General features: G+C 49.4%; 12 protein-coding genes and 1 pseudogene. 2 read left to right on the top strand and 11 right to left on the bottom strand.

Features of this window, described 5'->3' with window-relative positions:
- Nucleotides 1-15 precede the first annotated feature (15 nt).
- Both ACJ8J4_RS17590 and ACJ8J4_RS17585 read right to left on the bottom strand, forming a co-directional pair.
- Entirely contained in the window at nucleotides 16-1,332 is a 1,317-nt protein-coding gene (locus tag ACJ8J4_RS17590; protein WP_025304808.1) for an IS4 family transposase, read from the bottom strand.
- Between the two features lie 103 nt (nucleotides 1,333-1,435).
- Nucleotides 1,436-2,479, bottom strand: a complete 1,044-nt coding sequence (locus ACJ8J4_RS17585) for a virulence RhuM family protein (protein WP_025304807.1) — start codon at nucleotides 2,477-2,479, stop codon at nucleotides 1,436-1,438.
- Nucleotides 2,480-3,785: 1,306 nt separating this feature from the next.
- Here ACJ8J4_RS17585 and ACJ8J4_RS17580 point away from each other — a divergent pair.
- Complete coding sequence (locus ACJ8J4_RS17580; protein WP_021504122.1) at nucleotides 3,786-9,668, top strand: DUF3320 domain-containing protein; 5,883 nt, start codon at nucleotides 3,786-3,788, stop codon at nucleotides 9,666-9,668.
- A gap of 224 nt (nucleotides 9,669-9,892) precedes the next feature.
- Here the strand turns inward: ACJ8J4_RS17580 and ACJ8J4_RS17575 are convergent, their stop codons facing one another.
- On the bottom strand, nucleotides 9,893-11,353 hold the full coding sequence (locus tag ACJ8J4_RS17575; RefSeq protein ID WP_021504123.1) for a TrkH family potassium uptake protein: 1,461 nt from the start codon (nucleotides 11,351-11,353) through the stop codon (nucleotides 9,893-9,895).
- Between the two features lie 177 nt (nucleotides 11,354-11,530).
- Here ACJ8J4_RS17575 and ACJ8J4_RS17570 point away from each other — a divergent pair.
- A pseudogene (locus tag ACJ8J4_RS17570) lies at nucleotides 11,531-12,740 on the top strand (IS3 family transposase).
- A gap of 239 nt (nucleotides 12,741-12,979) precedes the next feature.
- Here ACJ8J4_RS17570 and ACJ8J4_RS17565 read toward each other — a convergent pair.
- The 8 genes from ACJ8J4_RS17565 to ACJ8J4_RS17530 all read right to left on the bottom strand — a co-directional run bounded on the left by ACJ8J4_RS17565 (nucleotide 12,980) and on the right by ACJ8J4_RS17530 (nucleotide 19,801).
- Nucleotides 12,980-14,476: an alanine/glycine:cation symporter family protein gene (locus tag ACJ8J4_RS17565; RefSeq protein WP_021504124.1), complete on the bottom strand. Its 1,497-nt coding sequence runs from the start codon at nucleotides 14,474-14,476 to the stop codon at nucleotides 12,980-12,982.
- A gap of 627 nt (nucleotides 14,477-15,103) precedes the next feature.
- On the bottom strand, nucleotides 15,104-17,437 hold the full coding sequence (locus tag ACJ8J4_RS17560; protein WP_021504125.1) for a primase-helicase zinc-binding domain-containing protein: 2,334 nt from the start codon (nucleotides 17,435-17,437) through the stop codon (nucleotides 15,104-15,106).
- 10 nt (nucleotides 17,438-17,447) lie between these two features.
- The gene (locus tag ACJ8J4_RS17555; RefSeq protein ID WP_086556834.1) at nucleotides 17,448-17,783 is read right to left on the bottom strand and encodes a DUF5375 family protein; all 336 of its coding nucleotides are present in this window, start codon (nucleotides 17,781-17,783) and stop codon (nucleotides 17,448-17,450) included.
- Nucleotides 17,780-18,043 carry a hypothetical protein gene (locus ACJ8J4_RS17550; protein ID WP_021504127.1) on the bottom strand — a complete coding sequence of 88 codons (264 nt, stop codon included), beginning with the start codon at nucleotides 18,041-18,043 and terminating at the stop codon, nucleotides 17,780-17,782. The genes ACJ8J4_RS17555 and ACJ8J4_RS17550 overlap by 4 nt, the downstream gene beginning before the upstream one ends.
- Nucleotides 18,040-18,585 (bottom strand): host cell division inhibitor Icd-like protein, encoded by a 546-nt coding sequence (locus ACJ8J4_RS17545; RefSeq protein WP_071796749.1) that lies wholly within the window; start codon nucleotides 18,583-18,585, stop codon nucleotides 18,040-18,042. Before ACJ8J4_RS17545 ends, ACJ8J4_RS17550 begins: the two co-directional genes overlap by 4 nt.
- Nucleotides 18,572-18,784, bottom strand: coding sequence for a hypothetical protein (locus ACJ8J4_RS17540; protein WP_021504129.1), 213 nt, complete (start codon nucleotides 18,782-18,784; stop codon nucleotides 18,572-18,574). The genes ACJ8J4_RS17545 and ACJ8J4_RS17540 overlap by 14 nt, the downstream gene beginning before the upstream one ends.
- Nucleotides 18,784-19,047, bottom strand: a complete 264-nt coding sequence (locus ACJ8J4_RS17535) for a helix-turn-helix transcriptional regulator (RefSeq protein WP_021504130.1) — start codon at nucleotides 19,045-19,047, stop codon at nucleotides 18,784-18,786. The genes ACJ8J4_RS17540 and ACJ8J4_RS17535 overlap by 1 nt, the downstream gene beginning before the upstream one ends.
- 328 nt (nucleotides 19,048-19,375) lie before the next feature.
- A complete protein-coding gene (locus ACJ8J4_RS17530; RefSeq protein ID WP_021504131.1) occupies nucleotides 19,376-19,801 on the bottom strand; it encodes a universal stress protein in 426 nt (141 codons plus the stop codon).

The following is a 19,801-nucleotide window of genomic DNA, read 5'->3' as shown; positions in this document are numbered from 1 at the left end:
TTAAGGTAACACCGTTCACTTAAGATGTTTTGAGTGAACGGGGTACTGGGTTTTTGAGATACGAACGGTCCTCTTTTTGGGCCGTTTTCTCTTTTCTGGCAGGATGAACTGCTTCACATTCTCCCGCATTTTCTTCAGCTTCGTCGGGATTGTCCCCGGTTTTCCCAGTGAGCACCAGATGAGTTCATCCTGGATCAGTCTCATCGCCATCACGAAGCTTATTCGTAACGGAGACACCCTGGCTTCCCGTGCTATCTGGCTCATCTCCATTCTGATCAGATTATAGGCCGTCAACAGACCCCATATTTCCTGATATATTCCGCTCATTTTCTGACTGCGCAACAGCGTGGCTGTACTCAACTGGAACTGTTTCAGCTCGCCGTAGCCGTTTTCTATGCTCCAACGCGCTTGGTACACATAACGCAACGCGTCTGCCGGATACAGCTCCGGAGCGGTCAGAGAGCTGATAAAACCTTTGTAATCAACTGATTCATCTTCATATTCTATTAGTCGGACCTGCCAGTATTCAGGGAGCGAGCTGTCCTGTTTTCGGGCCTGTGGTGAGACCTGCATCTCCACAAGATGATCTCCTTTACCGAACGTTTCCACTACCCGGTATTTCGTGTTCCCTTTCAGGGGAACCAGCCAGTGCGCATCATTCTGTCTACGTTGCCAGTTAATCAGTAACTCTGCTGATAAATAGCAGCGGTCAAACAATGTCAGGCTCTTCGCCTGCGGCGATAACTGCTTCGCGTAGTTGACTTCGCCAGTGTTTGCCGGCCCGAATTTCACGTCATGGATCAACCGGCTGCGCAGCGACATCATGGCGCACAACCTGACCATCGGGTATTCAGTGTGTCTGTCTGGACGATGTTTTATGTACTCAAAATGGTCTGCAAGTTCGGGCGTATCGGGTGTGCGAAAAAGCGTGCCATCAACAGCGAACAGCCGTAGCCCGTGCCAGAGGTCATCCTTATCTTCCTGTTGAGTCCAGTGTCCGGCCGTCAGCGTAAAGAGTTCGCGAAGCGGTTCATCGCTAAGCCGCTGGCGGGCCTGGGCAATAGAGCTGGCAGCCAGAGTCTCACTTTCCTGCGAACCCAGGACGAGGTCGAGTTTTGTCACAACGTCCGTGATGGAGCGGTCGCGGTACAGGCCCATGCCGACAATGAGCCACACCACGAGTTCTGCGGGGAACTTACGCTTACGAATACTGGCTTTATTGGTAGAATCAAGCACCTGAGAAATCCACTCAAGGGGAATGGCACGCTGAAAACAGGAAAGTGAAGCGGGTTCAGCCCATGTCTGTGTATCGTCAAGCCAGGTCGAAAGCATAAAAAAGCCCCATCAGAGAATTGATGAGGCTCTTGTCGTCTACCTACCGGATCGTTCAACCGATCATTTTGCTTAACCGATCGGTGTTACCCTTTAAGGGGCTTTATGGACGCTTTTTGGTGTCTGTTTTCCACTGCAGTAAACCGGCAATATCCTGTTCCCCCGCCGCTTCTTTTAAGCGGCGCTGCTGCTCGGCATACAGGACGTATTCAGCCTGCGCTTTTTCATCTGCAGCTTTCTTACTGACTGTGCCAGCCCCTTGTAGAACGTCACGGTCGTTAAATTGCAGAAACTGATCCAGCTTATCCTGCCAATCACGCAGGAACACCTGTTGACGACGCCGCGCCTGATCTTCAGCGAAATCTAACCACATGTTGACCACGCGATTGAGTTCGCTGACTTCGTCTTGATTGAGGTAATTTTTCGCCACCGTCACGTCGCTTTTGCGCACCTCTTCACCCTTATAGCTGCTCAAGCCCATATGGGGCTGGCTGGCGTCAGCCCGCTGATGGATAAGTTCGGCAGCGGTGTGGCCGGTGCAGGCAAAATGCAGCTTGTTTTGGATTGTTTGGAAAAACAACGTTGTCTCTTTAAGTGACGGCTGATAGTCGGCAGCTAATGCGAAGATCTCCCTAACCCGCAAATAAACCCGACGCTCACTGGCACGGATATCACGGATGCGCTCTAGCATCTCATCAAAGTAATCAGGCACAGCGGATGAACCTACGGGCGGATTTTTAAGCCGCTCGTCATCCATCACGAAGCCTTTGATTAGGTATTCCTGGAGCGTTTGGGTCGCCCACTGGCGAAATTGGGTGCCGCGAGCGGAACGAACACGATAACCGACGGCAAGAATAACGGGCAGACTATAGTGCAGGATATTGCGACTTACCTGACGGCCCCCTTCCTGCTGAACCTGTAAGTAAGACTTACAGGTTGCGTTTTGTTCAAGTTCCGCTTCTTCGTAGATCGCTTTGATGTGCTGCGTAATCGCCTGGGGAGTCACTTGATAAAGATTCGCGATGGTCGCCTGGGGCAGCCACAGCGTTTCTTGCTCAAAACGACATTCAACGCGCACTTCGCCGTCATCGCTGGCAAACATGACAAACTCACCTGCCGGTGATTGGGTTAAGTGCTTGTCTGTCATGTCGCCTCCGCTTTAATCTGACTTACAACGCTGTAATTCGCTTAGTATGCCAGAGAAGCCCATCGAAGCTCATTACTCGATCAACGGTTATTTTCCCAAAAAATGTCTGCGAGGTGAATCGCTCGGATAGGATTTTGTTGAATTCAAGAAAGTGTGGAAAACAGTAATTTGGCGGAAGATCACAGGAGTGAAAAAACAATCACAACACATTGTTTATTAACAAATTACATATATAGACCATGTAATCATATACACTCACCTATACACAGAAATCACCAATCTACTCTAGGGTATAGATTTAAATAGACGCTCAACCCGCTGCAGAAATGATTTATAGGAAAACTGTACACTCTGTTCACTTTTTTGCTTTTATTATTTAATTTCATATAGTTACGTCATTCGCAGTCATCTCATCAGTGTGCACTACTGCTCATTTACAGATGAACAGCCTGAACTATACGCGCAAAAACAGGCTTGAACGATTGGGTAACACGCTAGTTTCGTGATAACAGCTACCCCACAACCGAAATGGTTTCATGAGGTACTATATTTATTCTAATAATATTTCCAATGAGCTAGATGGAGCAATAATGGCGTCTTAATCGACATTATCGGGCAAGTAATTATCTCGCGGTGAAACACTTCGACTGTTCGCCCTCTTCTGACTTCCCTTAGTACTGATTGCAGAAGTTACATACTCGTATCTGTGGTGATCCAAATATCATCAGGCTCATGAGGCTCTGATAGCCAGATAATGAAAAATAATCATAAAAATCAAATAATTATCAGGTCGATGTTTTTATGAGTCTGACTGCCCTAGACAGATGTTTGTTCCCCTAAGCGTGCTATCAAGATATGTTTTTCCGTCGACTATTTAGCGCCAAATTAGACGTGGCTAATTTTGTTTGTAAGTCTTTCTATTTGTTGAAAAAATATTCTAATAAAATCAGTAAATTAATGCTTTTCCATTATCACACCAATAAATCTCAATTGATATTTTTGCTTTAATATCAATCAAATGGGAGAAAAATAACTTTCATTCCATAGCAAACGCAGCTGCATCTATAGATTAGTAACGCTTTATACTTTATGGTATCAATAGGCTAAGACTATTCTTATGGCGTTATTCTTGACGGTGGATTTTACATATAGTTGCTTTTCATTTTGCATTAATATCCAGCTATTGGATTTTGCGCTATGCGGTTTTGATTTTTGTCGTAGCAACTGCCCCCCTTATGCCTGTTTAAAAGAATAACACCTTTAACAAATTGAATATTAACAGTTTTCCAGCAGAAGAGGCGCTATTATGAGCATCACGGCGCAGGTAAGTATCGCGCAAAAATTGGGCTTCACCTCCCACCAGAATGCTGTTCCGATGTTACGTGAGCTTGTCTTGCATAACGAATCCGATCAAACCTACCAAGATCTAACGTTGCACCTGCAAACAGCGCCGTCGGTGCTGGAAGCAAAGCAATGGAATATTGACTGCCTGCTGCCTGGTTCATCGATTGATATTCGTGAACGAGATGTAAGGCTCAATGCGGAATGGCTGGCTGAACTTACTGAAAGTGTGATTTGCGAAGTCACGTTAACTTTGCGGCAAAGTGACAAAGAGCTCTTCACGCTTCATTATCCTCTCGAGGCTTTAGCGAAGAATGAATGGGGTGGCAATGCAATGTCCGAACTGCTGCCCTCTTTCATTATGCCGAATGATCCTGCTGTAGATCGCCTTATCAAAGCTACATCTGATGTCTTGCGCAATGCTGGGAAAAAAGATGCGTTGGATGGCTATGAAAGTAAATCCCGAACGCGCGTGTGGGAAATGGCTTCTGCACTATGGACAGCTGTTTGTAACCTGAATATCAGCTATGCACTCCCCCCCGCCAGTTTTGAGCGGAACGGTCAGAAAATTCGCACACCTGGTGCAATTCTAGAAGGTAAAGTCGCTACCTGCCTAGATACAACGCTATTATTTGCCTCCACCCTGGAGCAAATGGGGCTCAATGCTCTGGTAATCCTTAGCGAAGGGCATGCTTTCGCTGGTTTCTGGCTTCAACCGCAAGAGTTTGCACAACTAGTTACTGACGACGTATCTTCTGTCCGTAAGCGTGTTGATTTAAAAGAAATGGTAGTGTTTGAAACTACGTTGGTTACTAAAGCACAGCCTCCTTCCTTTACTCAAGCTTTCGAGGAAGCTTTAAAGCATCTTACTGAAGAGGAGTTTCACGCAGCCATTGATACCCGTCGCGCACGTATGCAAAAGATTCGCCCTCTGGCTCTGGGGAGCACTCGCTTAGAAAGTCGGTTAGATTCAGAGCCGAATGTTCGACATGGCTTTGAAGATGCACCTGTACTTCCTTCTTTTGAACTTGACATAGAGATGGAAGGTACGAAAGATGCCGCTGGCCGTCTCGTACAGTGGCAACGTAAACTACTCGATTTGACGACCCGTAACCGCTTATTGCATTTACCTGACAGTGCTAAAAGTATTCGACTGATATGCGCTAATCCCGGTTACCTAGAAGACAAACTGGCAGAGGGAAAACGAATCCGTATTGTCTCATTACCTGACCTCGAGTTGGGGGGGCGTGATGCGGAATTATATCGCCAGCAAACAAATGCAGACCTCCGGGAGGAGTATGCCCAACAGGCTTTGGAGCGTGGTGAAGTTGTATCACCTCTCGAAAAAGAACGCCTGGAATCATCACTTATTGATCTGTATCGAAAGTCAAAAAGCGACTTGGAAGAAGGGGGAGCCAATACCCTGTTTCTTGCAATTGGTTTCTTGAAATGGAAAAAATCAGCTGAAGATACACGAAATTACTTAGCCCCCCTTATTCTATTACCGATTCAGCTAGACCGAAAAAGTGTAGTTTCTGGTGTGACTATGCGTTTGCTGGAAGAAGAGCCGCGCTTTAACCTTACCTTACTCGAGTTATTGCACAATGACTTTGCACTGACTATCAACGGCCTTGATGGCGAGTTACCTACAGATGAAAGTGGCATCGATGTAGATGGTATCTGGAATGTGGTACGTCGCGCTGTACGTGATATGCCAGGTTTTGAGGTTACTCGTGACGTCGTGATTGGTACTTTCTCCTTTGCAAAATATTTGATGTGGAAAGACCTCATCGATAGAGCACCGCAACTGATGCAAAGTTCTCTAGTAAAATACCTTATCGAGCGGGGTCAAGAAAATGTTGCCCTTGAGACGAACGGGGAGATAATTGAGGTCAATAGACTTGATGATGCTATAAGCACTCAAGAGCTTTTCCTGCCATTACCCGCAGACTCCTCGCAAATTGCCGCTGTGGTAGCTTCTGCAAAAGGTCGCGATTTTGTTTTGGATGGACCTCCGGGCACCGGTAAGTCTCAGACAATTGCCAACATGATTGCACATAATCTGGCTCTAGGAAGACGTGTATTGTTCGTTGCCGAGAAAAAAGCGGCCCTTGATGTGGTCTATCGCAGACTTGAAGCTCAAGGATTGGGCGAATTTTGTCTGGAATTACATTCCAGTAAAACGTCAAAGATGGATTTTCTCAAACAGCTGGAACGAGCATGGGATGCCCGCGATATGCTCACGACCAGTGAATGGGAAGAAGAAGCTAGCAAAGTTCAACGACTACGTGACAAGTTAAATGAGGTTGTCCGTCTATTGCATCAGCGATGGCCAAATGGGCTGACACTTCATCAAGCAATGGGACGGGTCATCAGAGATGCCAGTATAGTCACACCTCAATTCACATGGGTTACAGGCACATTGCATACCTCTGAACAAATGACAGAATTCAGAGAAATCGCCAAACGTCTTGAACTCAATCGAGATGCCTTTAAGCAACATCACCTGCATTTTGGAAGCATAAACCAGACTGACTGGACTAATGGATGGCAATCGTTGCTTATTGCTGAAGCTCTGACCATTCCGGATAACATTAAGCACCTAGAAAATGCTGCAGGAGACCTAATTAAAGCAACAGGAATCATTTTAGAATCAAATGAACCTGATAAACTTGTTCAACTGGCCTCTCTTTGCGATTCATTGTCAAAAGCAGCAGGTACTGATCTGAGCTTTATGTTCGCTCCAGATGTTGTTAGTAGAATTGAAGCTACGAAAATGGCAATCAGCCTTCTCAAAGAGATCGAATTAGCCAAATCAAAATTGTCTGTTGCTTATCCAGGAAATAACTGGCAAAGTTTAAATGTTCTGCAGGTCAGAAACTCTCTTGCAGAGGCTGATAAGAAATTTTGGTTTTTTGCAACTCATGCCCGTAAGAAAGTTATTTTCGAGGTGGTCCGGCAACATTTACTTAATGCTATTCCCGATCTATCCGTTGACCTTCCTATTATTGAAAAGCTTCAAATTCTATCTCAGAGATTGTCAGAGAGCATACCTTTGACTTCGACTATGCCGGGATGGCGTGGTCTTGATACTGACTATTCCGTCTTACAGAACACCCTCGACTTGGCCGACACCATTCGCAGTGCATTAAGTAAATTTGCTTCATCACCTCAGCAACTTGCAGAGCTTCGCTCCACAGTTAAAACGTTATTGATTGATGCTAATGACTTACTGGGTTCTCAGGGCATTATTGCAACGCTTACCCAGAATCTGCTCGCCTCTGTGTCAGCTTTCAATGAAGCCAAAGCAAGATTCTGTAATCTGATTAAAACGTTAGAACATGACTTGGAGATCGCAACCCTTCGCGATTGCGCATTGGGCATCGTGAACCATCAATCATCTCTGAAAGCCTGGAGTGACTGGAGCCGAGTTCGCGAAGAAGCCGTTGGGGAAGGCTTATTACCACTGGTCAATGCGATTATCCAACTTGACACAAGTGATATCAGTGCGGTGGAGTTATTTGAGACAGCTTATTGCCGCTGGTTTGCTTCGTGGGTGATTGACTCAGAACCTCTGCTGCATAATTTTGTACCCGCAGAACATATGAGTGATATTGATGCGTACCGCATTCACACTGACCGCCTTGCCAGGCTCTCGGTTCGCTATATTCGTGCACGATTGTGCGGTGTGATACCAGCAAAAAATGAAGTCAGTAAGCAAGGGGGCTTTGCTCTGCTCAAACATGAATTGCAGAAATCGCGGCGTCATAAGCCAGTTCGCCAAATGGCTGCTGAAATGGGCGATGCTATGTCGAAGCTAGCTCCTTGCATGCTAATGAGCCCGCTCTCCGTTGCTCAGTTCTTGCCCTCAGAGCAGGCGTTGTTTGATCTAGTGATTTTTGATGAGGCATCACAGATAGCTCCTTGGGATGCGATTGGTACAATGGCCCGAGGTAAACAAGTTGTTATTGCAGGTGATCCTCGACAAATGCCACCAACCAGTTTCTTCAACCGTGCGGCTAATGATACCGATGAAACTGAAGAAGATATGGAAAGCATTCTTGATGAATGTCTGGCTGCAGGCCTGTATAATCACAGTCTGAGTTGGCATTATCGTAGCCGCCATGAAAGTTTGATTGCATTCTCCAATCATCAGTATTACGACGGTAATCTGATCACCTTCCCCTCATCTAAAACCAAACAAAGTTCCGTTCAGTGGTGCAAAGTAATAGGGACCTATTCCAAAGGTAAGGGACGTCATAACCAGGCCGAAGCAGAGGCAATTGTCTCTGAAACAGTGAAACGTCTGAAGGATAAAAAATTTATCGCATCTGGTAAATCTATTGGCATAATCACTCTCAATACGGAACAGCAGAAACTGATTAATGATCTATTGGACCGCGCCAGACAAATACATCCTGAAATTGAGCCATTCTTCCAACCTGAACTGGAAGAGCCTGTCGTAGTTAAAAATCTTGAAACAGTCCAAGGGGATGAACGAGATCTGATTATGCTTGGTATTGGATATGGCCCTACAGAGCCGGGCGCTAATACCATGTCGATGAATTTCGGACCACTGAACCGAAATGGGGGCTGGCGCCGTCTTAATGTTGCTGTTACACGCGCACGTCAGGAAATGATGGTGTTTAGCTCTTTTGAGCCTTCCTTTATAGACCTCAATCGTACAAGCGCTCGAGCCGTTGCTGACCTGAAGCATTTTATTGAATTTGCTCAGCGCGGCCCGATAGCTCTGGCACAAGCAGTTCGCGGCTCGGTAGGAAGTTATGACTCTCCGTTTGAGGAGGCCGTAGCAAATGGCCTAAGAAGAAAAGGATGGCAAGTTGTTCCACAGATTGGCGTATCACGGTTTCGTATTGATTTGGGTATCGTGCATCCGGATAAACCGGGAGACTATTTAGTGGGGATTGAATGTGATGGTGCTACCTATCATAGTGCAGCCACTGCTCGTGACCGTGATAAAGTTCGTAGTACGATTTTGCAGGGGCTAGGCTGGAAACTGCTTCGACTATGGTCAACAGAATGGTGGGTTGATAAAGAAGGCGCACTAGAAAGGCTAGATATGGCGATTAATGGTCTGTTGGAGGAATCCAGAACTGCGGAAGAAAAAATCGCAGATGCAGATAAAGATGAGCTGGATCAGCCAATCACTATAGAAAATAGTAGTACAGACGTAACTGATGAGCAGGGATATATTCCGGTTGCTAATGATGAAGAAAGATCTGTTTCTGGTAAGCATATTAAACCCATTATCCATCCAGTATCAGCGGAAGATGATGCGGAGGATCCATTGCCAGAACTGAAATATGCTTATTCTGCGACATTAGAAACCGCTCAAGCTGGAAAAACATATAAGTATGTTATAAATGAATTGAAGGAGTGGCAGGGAAAAATTGATCCAGAGAGATTCTATATCGCAGAGTACGATGAAACGCTAAAAATACTCATCGCAGAGGTGATTAATCTTGAGTCCCCTCTTCTAGATAAAACGCTAGTACAGCGCATAGCGCGTGTACATGGCTTTAGCCGGGCAGGTAGATTGATTCGAGAACGTGTTATGGAGATTGTTGACCAAAACTATCATGTAGCGACAGATCATTTTGGCGAAGATTTTATCTGGCTATCAGAAGCTCAAAGAGCGGACTGGAATTCCTTCCGTTTACCTTCAACCGATGCTGATGTTCGGCAGGTTGATGCGATACCATGTGAAGAATTGCGCGCATTGGCTTTGAGTATTGAATGTGAAAATAAGGTCTCGGAAATGGCAAAGTCACTAGGTATTAAGCGTCTGACAAGTCAGGCAAGACAAAGATTAGAATCTATTATTTAAAATAAAATGGCCATCTTTGGTACCCAAAACTTAGATGGCCATTTTATATCATTGAATTACACCCTTGCCCATAGAATAGCTTCACAATCAGTTAGTTGTATTATCTAGACACATAAAACCACGCCAGACAATCATATAATCTCAACGAAAACGCTCTTTACGAAAAAGACTTTACCATGATATGAATTAGAGTTATCGAGATATATAACTCAATCTCACTACAATCAGAAACGCCAAAAAGTCCGCGAGAAAAGGATAAGCATTGGATAGATCTCAAGACGCCCAAGCAACATCGCGGCACACATTAGCCACTTGGCCGCATCGCTCATCGTTCCAAATCCGGCAGCAGTTTCACCGTATCCCAACCCCATGTTGTTGATGCAGGCAGCAACAGTGGCGAATGAAGTGATCATGTCATACCCCATCAGGTTAAGCAGCCAGATAAAGAAACAACTGAATAAGATATAGAGAAAGAAAAAACTCCATACTGAACGCAAAACCCGATCTTGGATCGGTACATTGCCTACCTTAATGGTGAAAATTGCATTAGGATGTACTAGTTGATTGATTTCATGCCTACTTTGCTTATACATAATCAAAAAACGCAGTGCTTTGATCCCTCCACATGTTGAACCGACGCAGCCGCCAAAAAAGCTGGCTGCCAGCAATAACATGATGGTATGTGAAGGCATCTTAGCGTAGTCAGCAGTGGCTAGGCCATTGTCTGTCATCATTGAACTAGTAAGAAAAAAACCGTGCACAAAGGAATCTTTCACATCGTACATACCGGAACGATAAAGCTCAATACACACAATCACAGCAATAATAGATAGTACCAGTAAGAAGAAACGCAGTTCCGTATTACGATACAGGGGCTTCAAGCTTCGACGACCAACGACAACGAAATATAGGGTAAAGTTGACAGCAGCCAAGATAGAAAAAATGCCACCGACCATTTCTACCGCTGAGCTATCGAAATAGCCTAAGCTTTCGTTACGAGTGGAAAAGCCTCCCAACGAAACAGTAGAAAGGCCATGACAGAGTGCGTCAAACCATGGCATACCAGCCATTCGGTATGCAAAGGTACAAGCTAACCCCAACCCGAGATAGATCAACCATAGATTTTTCGACGTATCAGCCAAACGAGGCGTCAATCGCTCTTCTTTGAATGGACCTGGCATTTCTGATTGATAAAGTTTGGCACCACCGATCCCCAGCAACGGCAATACAGCCACAGCCAGAACAATAACGCCAAGACCGCCAATAAAATTGAGTTGGGAACGGTAATAGAGAAAGGACTTCGGTACGTCCGATACATCGTTAAGCACCGAAGCCCCCGTAGTCGTGATACCGGATACCCCTTCAAACATCGCATCGGCCAGACTAATGTTCAGAGTGTTATCGAGCCACAATGGTAACGCACTGATAAGAGAGAACAGTAACCAGAACATTACGATAATCAGAAAACCATCTTGAGTGCGTAGCTGCACTTTCGCTTGCCGAGTACTGAACCACCCCAAGCCACCGGAAATACCAGCGATCGCCAGCGTATAGAAAAAGGAAAACACGCTCTTTTCTTTATACAATAGCGCTACTGCCAGTGGTGGGATCATTGAAAGGCTATAAAGAAGAACCAAAAAGCTACAAAGATGAATGACGACTAAAATCTGTTTGGTTTTAACCATGCTGTGTCCAAATTACCTGCCACAATGAACCCGCTTATGTTAAGTGCATAAGGATATGACAGATACAAAAATTTATCTCTCAGTACCGACATGATTGTTACCAATTGTTGGTATAGCTGTCTGATGTAGTGGCACAGTAAATGTAGTGGCACAGTAAATATGGCCACCTGATTAAAGGTGATATTCTCACCTCAACATGAAACAGATGACTTAATGAACAAGAAAACTAAGCGTACTTTCACCCCTGAGTTCAGTCTGGAATGTGCACAGCTGATTGTTGATAAGGGATACTCGTATCGGCAAGCCAGTGAGGCGATGAATGTCGGCTCCACCACGCTTGAGAGCTGGGTACGCCAGCTCAGGCGAGAGTGTCAGGGGTTCACGCCCTCTGCGCCCCCCATTACTGCAGAGCAGCAACATATCTGCGAGCTGGAAAGCAGTTTCGCCGCCTGGAGGAACAGAATACGATATTAAAAAAGCTACCGAGCTCTTGATGTCCTACTCACTGAACGGTTCACGATAGTTGCCAGACTGAGTGACCGCCACACGGTTCTTACCCTTTGCTCCGCTCTGGGAATACACCGTAGCAGTTACCGATACTGGCGAAAACGACGCGATACTGTCAATTCAGCGCGAGTCAGGTTGTACAGCGAAATACGCCAAGCATGGAACCAGAGTCGGGGCTCTGCTGGCGCACGCACTCTGGCTGAAATGCTGACCTAGAACGGCGTCCCAATGAGTCGTTACCGTGCCGGGCGTCTCATGAAATACCTGAATCTGGGCAGTTGTCAGCCCGGAAAACATCAGTATAAAAATGCCCGTCAGGAACATACATGCCTGCCGAATTTACTCGAGCGTCAGTTCGCTGTGCTGGAGCCAGACCAGGTATGGTGCGGAGATATTACGTACATCTGGGCAGGACATCGCTGGTGCTATCAGGCGGTTGTCATGGAGCTTCTTACCCGCAGAATTATCGGCTGGAGGCTATCAGCGAATGCCGATACAACATTGGTAAGTAATGCCCTACGGATGGCCTATGAGATGCGTGGCCAACCCCGGGAGGTCACGTTCCATAGTGATCAAGGAAGCCAATATACCGGCCTTAAATATCAACAAGTTCTCTGGCGTTACAGTTAAAGCAAAGCGTCAGTCGGCGAGGGAACTGCTGGGATAACAGCCCAATGGAACGCTTCTTCCGTAGTCTGAAAACAGAATGGGCTCCGACAGATGGTTACGCAGGGAATGATGAGGCTCGGCGTCAAATCGGCGGTTATATCCTGAATCACTATAAAAGCGTCAGACCTCATCATTAAACAGGGGCCTGACGCCAGAAGAATCAGAGAACAGATACCGTTCTTACTGTAAAACCGTGGCCAGTATTACTTGACCACGACAATGATATTGACAACACCAGAGCACATAAGATGCTTTCTGGAATCTACCCATGGGAAAATCCGAATCCGTTATCCACATAGATGATAAGTATTTTCCCATGGGTAGCATTACTGGCAGAGCCAACATGTTGCTGACCACCTCCTATGGAGGTGGTATTTATCCCTGCATAAACACCGGCCTAAGCCGGTTGACTGAAAGCATAATCAGATGATGTAAGTCCCTCATGATGCACTATCTTCCGGGAAAACCTGCATTTTCATCAATGTTGCCTGTTGCTTCACGAATCCGATTTACCTCAGCGCGGTTATTAACCCAATAGTCAGCCCGTTCAATACCGAGCGTCTCAGGGTGGAATACAGGGTCAACACCTTCGGCAAGTTGTTTTTCATAGTCCTTTAGGCAGGTAAACGCCGTCTTACGCAGTAGCAAAATGGCGATGATGTTCAGCCACGCCATCAGCCCCACACCAATATCCCCCAATCCCCATGCCAAATCCGCTGTCTTGACCGTGCCGTAAACGGCCGAGGCCATCAGCCCGATTTTCAGCACAAAGGTAAGCCAGGGGCGATGTATCTTACGATTGAGGTAGGCAACATTGGTTTCTGCAATATAGTAGTAAGCCACGATGGTCGTAAACGCGAAGAAGAAAAGCGCAATAGCAACGAAATAGCTACCAAAACCAGGCATCATACTTTCCATCGCAGTCTGAACATATCCTGGGCCGGCGGCAACACCGGCAATTCCCGTATAGAGTGCTGCCCCCTCTGGCCCCTGAACGTTGTACAGGCCAGTAATCAGCAACATGAAGCCAGTAGCGGAACAGACAAACAAGGTATCGATATAGACAGAGAACGCCTGCACCAACCCCTGCTTAGCCGGGTGACTGACGGCAGCAGCGGAAGACGCATGCGGGCCGGTCCCCTGCGCGGCTTCGTTGGAATAAACACCCCGCTTCACACCCCACATGATCGCAAGCCCCAGTATCGCGCCAAATCCGGCGTCAAGACCGAACGCACTTTTCCAGACCAGCAGAATCACACCCGGTAGTTGGTCAATATTGAGCGCTACTATCACGCAGGCCACAATGATGTAACCCAGTGCCATAAATGGCACCACGGTACCGGCAAAACTCGCAATGCGCTTCACCCCACCGAAAATGATGAACCCCAACAACAGAGCGATAAGTGCTGCAGTCACATTTGGGCTGATACCGAATGCAATATCCAGACTGGCCCCGATGGAGTTGGCCTGTACGCCCGGTAGCAACACGCCGCAAGAGAAAATGGTGGCGAGGGCAAAAATCCAAGCGTACCACTTCATGCCCAGCCCTTTCTCAATATAGAAGGCAGGGCCGCCACGATACTCACCATCCAACTTCTCTTTATAAACCTGACCCAATGTCGACTCTACAAAAGCTGAACTGGCCCCCAGAAACGCAACCATCCACATCCAGAACAATGCCCCCGGACCACCGAAGGTAATAGCGGTCGCAACCCCCGCAATGTTACCGGTTCCCACTCGCCCTGCCAGAGTCATGGATAACGCCTGGAATGAAGATACCCCGGCGGCATTCGCTTTGCCTTGGAATATCAAACGTACCATCCCTTTCAGATGACGCAGTTGCAAAAAACGGGTACGCAAAGAAAAATAAAGGCCGGTTCCCAAACACAGATAAATGAGCGCCTGGCTCCAGATCACGCCGTTGACGGCATTGACAAATTCATTCATGCAATCCAACCCCTTCGTTGATGCCCGGTAAAGTTAGTTGTTCAACTGCTTAACACCGGGGTGCGCCGTCTAGCGTGAGATTTTTTATGTTAAGTTTTATAGTTACAACACGTAACTAATTAACACATATGTAACCTGTCGTAAAAAATCGACATTTGCAAGCATAACTATGAGGAATGGTTCGCATATTTGAACTTTTTTGCTGAATGTCGAATACTGCAGCCACTATAAAAACGCTCATCATCAAAGGAATCTTTTGATTATTAAATACATACTTTAGAAATCTTTTAGTCCCTCTTGATCAAGAGTATGTTTCCGATTTCTTGTAAAAGGCCAACCAACACACACCATGCATATGATTGATTTTAAAAATAAAATAAATATTTTTATCTCACTTAGTGTAACCCCCGTGCTACGCTTTGATGGTAACCTAGAGATGTAGACACAAAAAAACCGGCCTGAGCCGGTTTGGGGAGCGCTTGTCATTATTAGGTCGGCCGTAGTACGGCCGAGGTAATGCCCTGGTGTTGCTGCATATCTTTCAATGTCACTATAGGCGGTGCAACGATTGAGCGTCCAATGGGTTCGGCAGATCAATAAAGGTCTATTGATCGGCCCGGCCGATCATCACACCGTTTCGCACTTCGGCAGCCAGTCCGCTTCGCACTCTTCGCTCAATACCACATTGGTTTGCATCCCCAGTCTGGTTTTACGCTTGAGCAGGGTTTTCTCATACTCTCTCAGCGTCTGCGGTACCGCCAGGCCAAACGCCGTCAGGTTCATCACATGCTGATAGCCCCGTGCGGCCATAAACGACAGGTAGGCGTGGTACAGGTAACGGCGCGGGTTCGGCGGGGTAATGTTGGCATTGCCTATCATCATCCCTTCCGGGGTGCCGAGCACCGTCAGGTAACCGCAAAAATCGACCAGCGGATCAGCCTGGCGTTTGATGGTCAGCGCCTCGTCCGAGCTTTGCTGCGCCTGGAGTAAGGTACGGGCCTCGTTCGGGTTGGCAAAGCGCTGCATCAGGTGACGCACAATCACCGCCAGCTCCTGGTTGATTTTGTCCAGCAGCTGCGGGTCGCGCTCGGCCAGCGGTATCGCGTCTGGAAAAGTGATAATCACCCGCCGCCGGGAGACGCCGCCGCTGCGGTCGCTGAATTGCATCGGATTGTTGTTGACCGCCAGTATCACCGCCGGGATGTAGGCGGCATAGGCGTCGCGGTATTTGGGGTCGATGGCGACCGCATCGCCGCCGGTGATGGCCTTGATGCCCGCCCCGTCACCGCTCCACTTCTCCTGGTCGGGCAGGATAATCAGCGAGTAGCCGACCACGCTGGCACGCTCGCGCGCCGACTCCAGGTTGTCGATAGTGGCGGAGGTGGTGTTGTCACTACCTGCCAACAGCCGGGCGATAGCCGCCATCACGCTCTTGCCGCTGCCGCCCGGGCCGGTCACTTCAAGGAACAGCTGCCAGTCGTAGCGGTTGGCCAGCACCATAAAGAGTGCCGCGAGGATACGCTCCTGTTTGTCGTGATTGCCTCCGGCGGCCCGCGTCAGCCACTGCCAGAAGTGCGGCGCATGGTCGGCCAGGTTCTCCCCGGCGCGCGGCGGCGTGTAATCCACGCTGTTGACGGTGCGCAACCAGTGTTCCTGGCGGTGGGCGCTAAACTGCCCGCTGACGGTATCAAACACCCCGTTACGAAAACCAATCAACCGGCGGGCCGGTTCGCCCATCTGCGGCACCATCAGTTTGAGGGTGTCCAAAATGCTGTTGATACCCGCAGCGGAGAACGGCGCGCGCACTTTCTGGAACAGCGCGGCAATCTCCCGGCTCAGCTGCCGGTGTGGCAGTACCTGCCAGGCGCCGCGCGTGTAGCGGCACAGCTCTTCCCCCACCGGTGGCACCGCCAGGGTGTTGCCGTAGTGCTCGGCCAGCAGTTCGGCCTTCTCGCTGGCGCTCATGGCTTTGAGGTCGGCATCGCTCAGCGTGTCGAACGGGCTCGGTTGTGGCGGCTGGCTGAATGCCTGGAGCTGGGCACGCGTGGCGTCTGCCCCCTCCCGGCCATAAATGTCGTTCCAGTCGCCTTCCGTGGGCGGCAGTGCCGGAGTGCCGCCGGTGAGTGTGGCCGCCTCGGTGGCGCGGGTCTGTCCGGTGCCGCTGCGGTCATTATCGGCTGCCAGCAGCAGCCGCGCATCCGGGTAGTGGCTGCGCAGTTGCTCCGCCACCGCCGTCAGGTTGTTGGCGCTGAGTGCCACGCATACCGTTTCACCGGTCAGGCGGTGCACGGTGAGGCCGGTGGCATAGCCTTCGGTGAGCCAGATAACCGCGTTGTTCGGGCCGCAGAGGGTGTGGCAGGCGGCTTTCATCTGCCCGCCTGCCAACATGCGCTTGTCACCGGCGGCGTTAATCAGCTGCACGTTAACCACTTCTCCCCCGGCATTATGCAGCGGCAACAGCAGGTCGCCGGGCCGGAAGGTGATACCGCCAACGCGCAGCGGCTGGCCGTGCAGGGTCAGGGTTGCTGCCTCCGGCCAGCCTTTGGCGCTCAGGTAGGCATTGCCGCTTTTGCACTGAGCGGCAGCCACCAGAACCTGTGCCTGTCGCGCGGCCTTGCGCTGAGCCTCGGCCTTGTCTTGTGGCGCATGACCGGCCTTAGCGGTCGGAGGCAAGGCGTTGGCGTTCTCTCCCATCACGGCAGCCACCTGTTCGGCAGCGGCCCGGGCAGACAGTGACAGGGCCTTTTCCACCAGGTTGAGGCCGTCACCGGCCCCGCACTGATTGCAGAACCAGGTGCCGCGCCCGTCCTGGTTGTCGAAGCGGAAGCGGTCTTTGCCGCCACAGGTCGGACACGGCTGCGGCTTGCCATTCGGCTGCAAGGCGATACCGAGAGCCGGGAGTATCACCGGCCAGTGGCCGGTGGCGGTGCGTACGGTCTGGGAAACGAACTGGGCGCTCATGCTCTTCTCCTCAGTGTACGGTGGCATGCTGTGCCGCCGACAGGCGCTCGCAGCACAGCTCGTCCATCATCTTTTGCCCCAGCGCGGTCAGGCGCGGCGCGGCCACCAGAACGTCCGGCTGCACCATGTCGCTCAGCATGGTGCACGCCATGTCCATGCCGTCCTCTGCGCCGTACTGACGCACAAAGTGCCCTTCCAGGCGCAAGGCAATCGTCATCTGAAGCTCGTCCAGCGTGTACCCGAGGCTCACCCGGTAAAAGGCACAGGTATCCAGGTAGGCCTGCGCCACGGCGCGGCGGAAAACGGCGGTACGGACTTCAATCGGTAGACAGGATTGGGTGTTCATGCGGCGGTGGCCTCCATGCGGGCAAGAATTTGGGTTTCACAGGTGTTGACGACGTGGCCGAGCTGGTCGGTCAGCAAGGCAATAACCGAGGCAAACGACGCCTGTTGCATGGCATCGGGGCGCTGCCCGCCGAGGTCGAGGGTGTCCAGCAAGTCGAGGAACAGCACGCCGGTGGCGTGCGCATGCTGAAGACGCAGAAAATCGGCGTGCGGAATAGGGTAATGGGTGTCGCGGTAGTAGCGGTCGGCCAGGGTATTCATGCTACCGCCTTAACCGGCAGACGACCGGCAAAGGACAACACATAATCACGGGCCAGCAGACGGCGGGCGTTGTGCTCAGAATCCGCCACGGTGCGCACCATACGCGGTGAAGCCGTCAGCGCAGAACGACGCACGGCCGCAAACAGGAAGCAGAATGTCGGGTGAGTCGGGATGAGGGTCGTAGCCATGGTGGCAGCCTCCTTAGAGTAAAGGTTATTGCTACCACCGAAGTTCCTACACTTATGGGTGGTAGCCCAGACGGGGGTAGGAATACCGGCCTCTAAGAATACCGGCCAGCCCGAAGGCTGCCCCGCCTGAGCCACCATTGATTGACTGCTGCGATAGCATAACATCCACCGCACAAAAAATGAGCAAGCAAAGGCTGCGACATAAAAAAACACGCCTGGCGCGTGTTGTGTCGCCTTAGAGATACACGGGTTCCTACGCCCGGCTGCCGATTTTGCGGCAGCGGGAGGACTATAGCGCAGGGCCGGACGTGGGGGCAAGCCGTAAGACGCCCTCGGACGTTCAATCGATCGCATTGTGATCAACCACTTCGTCAGCACAGATACGATGCAACTCTGCCTGCCGGTTCGTCAGGCAAATCACACCGTGTTTTTCACTGCGATGTTCAGGCAAGACGATATCCGGGTGCTTGCGCTGCAACAAGATGGCTTCGGCCACAAACAAGGCGTCGTTGCCGCTCAGGGTAAAACAGTGTCGACCGAGGGTTAACTGCATCACTCAGCGCTCCCCTGGTGACGGTTGGCGATACGTTCGTCCATCCACTGCTCGACCTCGGAGGCCAGCCAGGCGACATTTTTACCGCCGAGGGAAACTTGTACCGGAAACTGCTTGCGGCTCATCATCTCGTACACGGTGGAACGGGACAGACCGGTGGTGTAGAGCACTTCCGGCAGGCGGATAAAGCGCTCACGCGGGGTGTAGCCATTCTGAAGCACCGGCGACGGGGTAGATGGGGTGGGGTTGGAAACGATCAACATAAAACGCTACCTCTTTGTGTCCGGTCAACGCTGGCCGGGACTGTGTGAACTTCGGTAGCGCCCTATTATGTGAATATTTACCGGGGTGGCAACAAGGCGTTGTTGTGTGGTGGGAGAGCTTTTTAGTTTGTTTTTCAATCAAATGGACATACTGACCTATATTGACCGTTATTGGCCACCGCGACAGGTATAACGACGATGAATGGCTCGTTAATTAATAGGGAGAAACGTTCGAGACCTAAAGCAAGCTCACAAACCACCTATAATAATATCGACCAAGAATGAATACCTCGTGAGGTCTATCTATGTTTTAAAATGACGTCTTCACTCAGCGCTTCAATGGAATAACTAAAACATCAGTATCAAGTACATTAATAGCATTTCTCGCGGAAGAGAACAGATTACTCCATATGTCTTGGTGATGACCAAAAACAAACAAATCGATACCTTTCTCTTCCGCAGCAGCTTTTAACTCAAAAGTTAGCTCACCACGCCTTATAATAATCTCTGATATAGGGTAATTTGCAGACTTAATAATAGGCATCATCTCACGTCTTATCTTCTCCTCGAAGCGAGACTCAGAGAAGTTCTGCACAGGGCGACCTAGCTCAGAATAGTAATATGAATGATTCTCGTCGACATAAATCAAAGAGAGTTTTGCACTTAGGGTCGATGCGAGCTCAACACCTTTATCGATAAGAATATGCTCCTCATCAAGCAGTGATGTTGCTACGGCGACGTGTTGATAGTTCAT

The sequence above is a fragment of the Serratia sp. CY47280 genome (assembly GCF_052168655.1).
GTDB classification, from domain to species: Bacteria; Pseudomonadota; Gammaproteobacteria; order Enterobacterales; family Enterobacteriaceae; genus Serratia; species Serratia bockelmannii.
The sequence above is the reverse complement of the archived record's forward strand: the minus strand, read 5'-3'. Positions and strand labels throughout refer to the sequence as shown.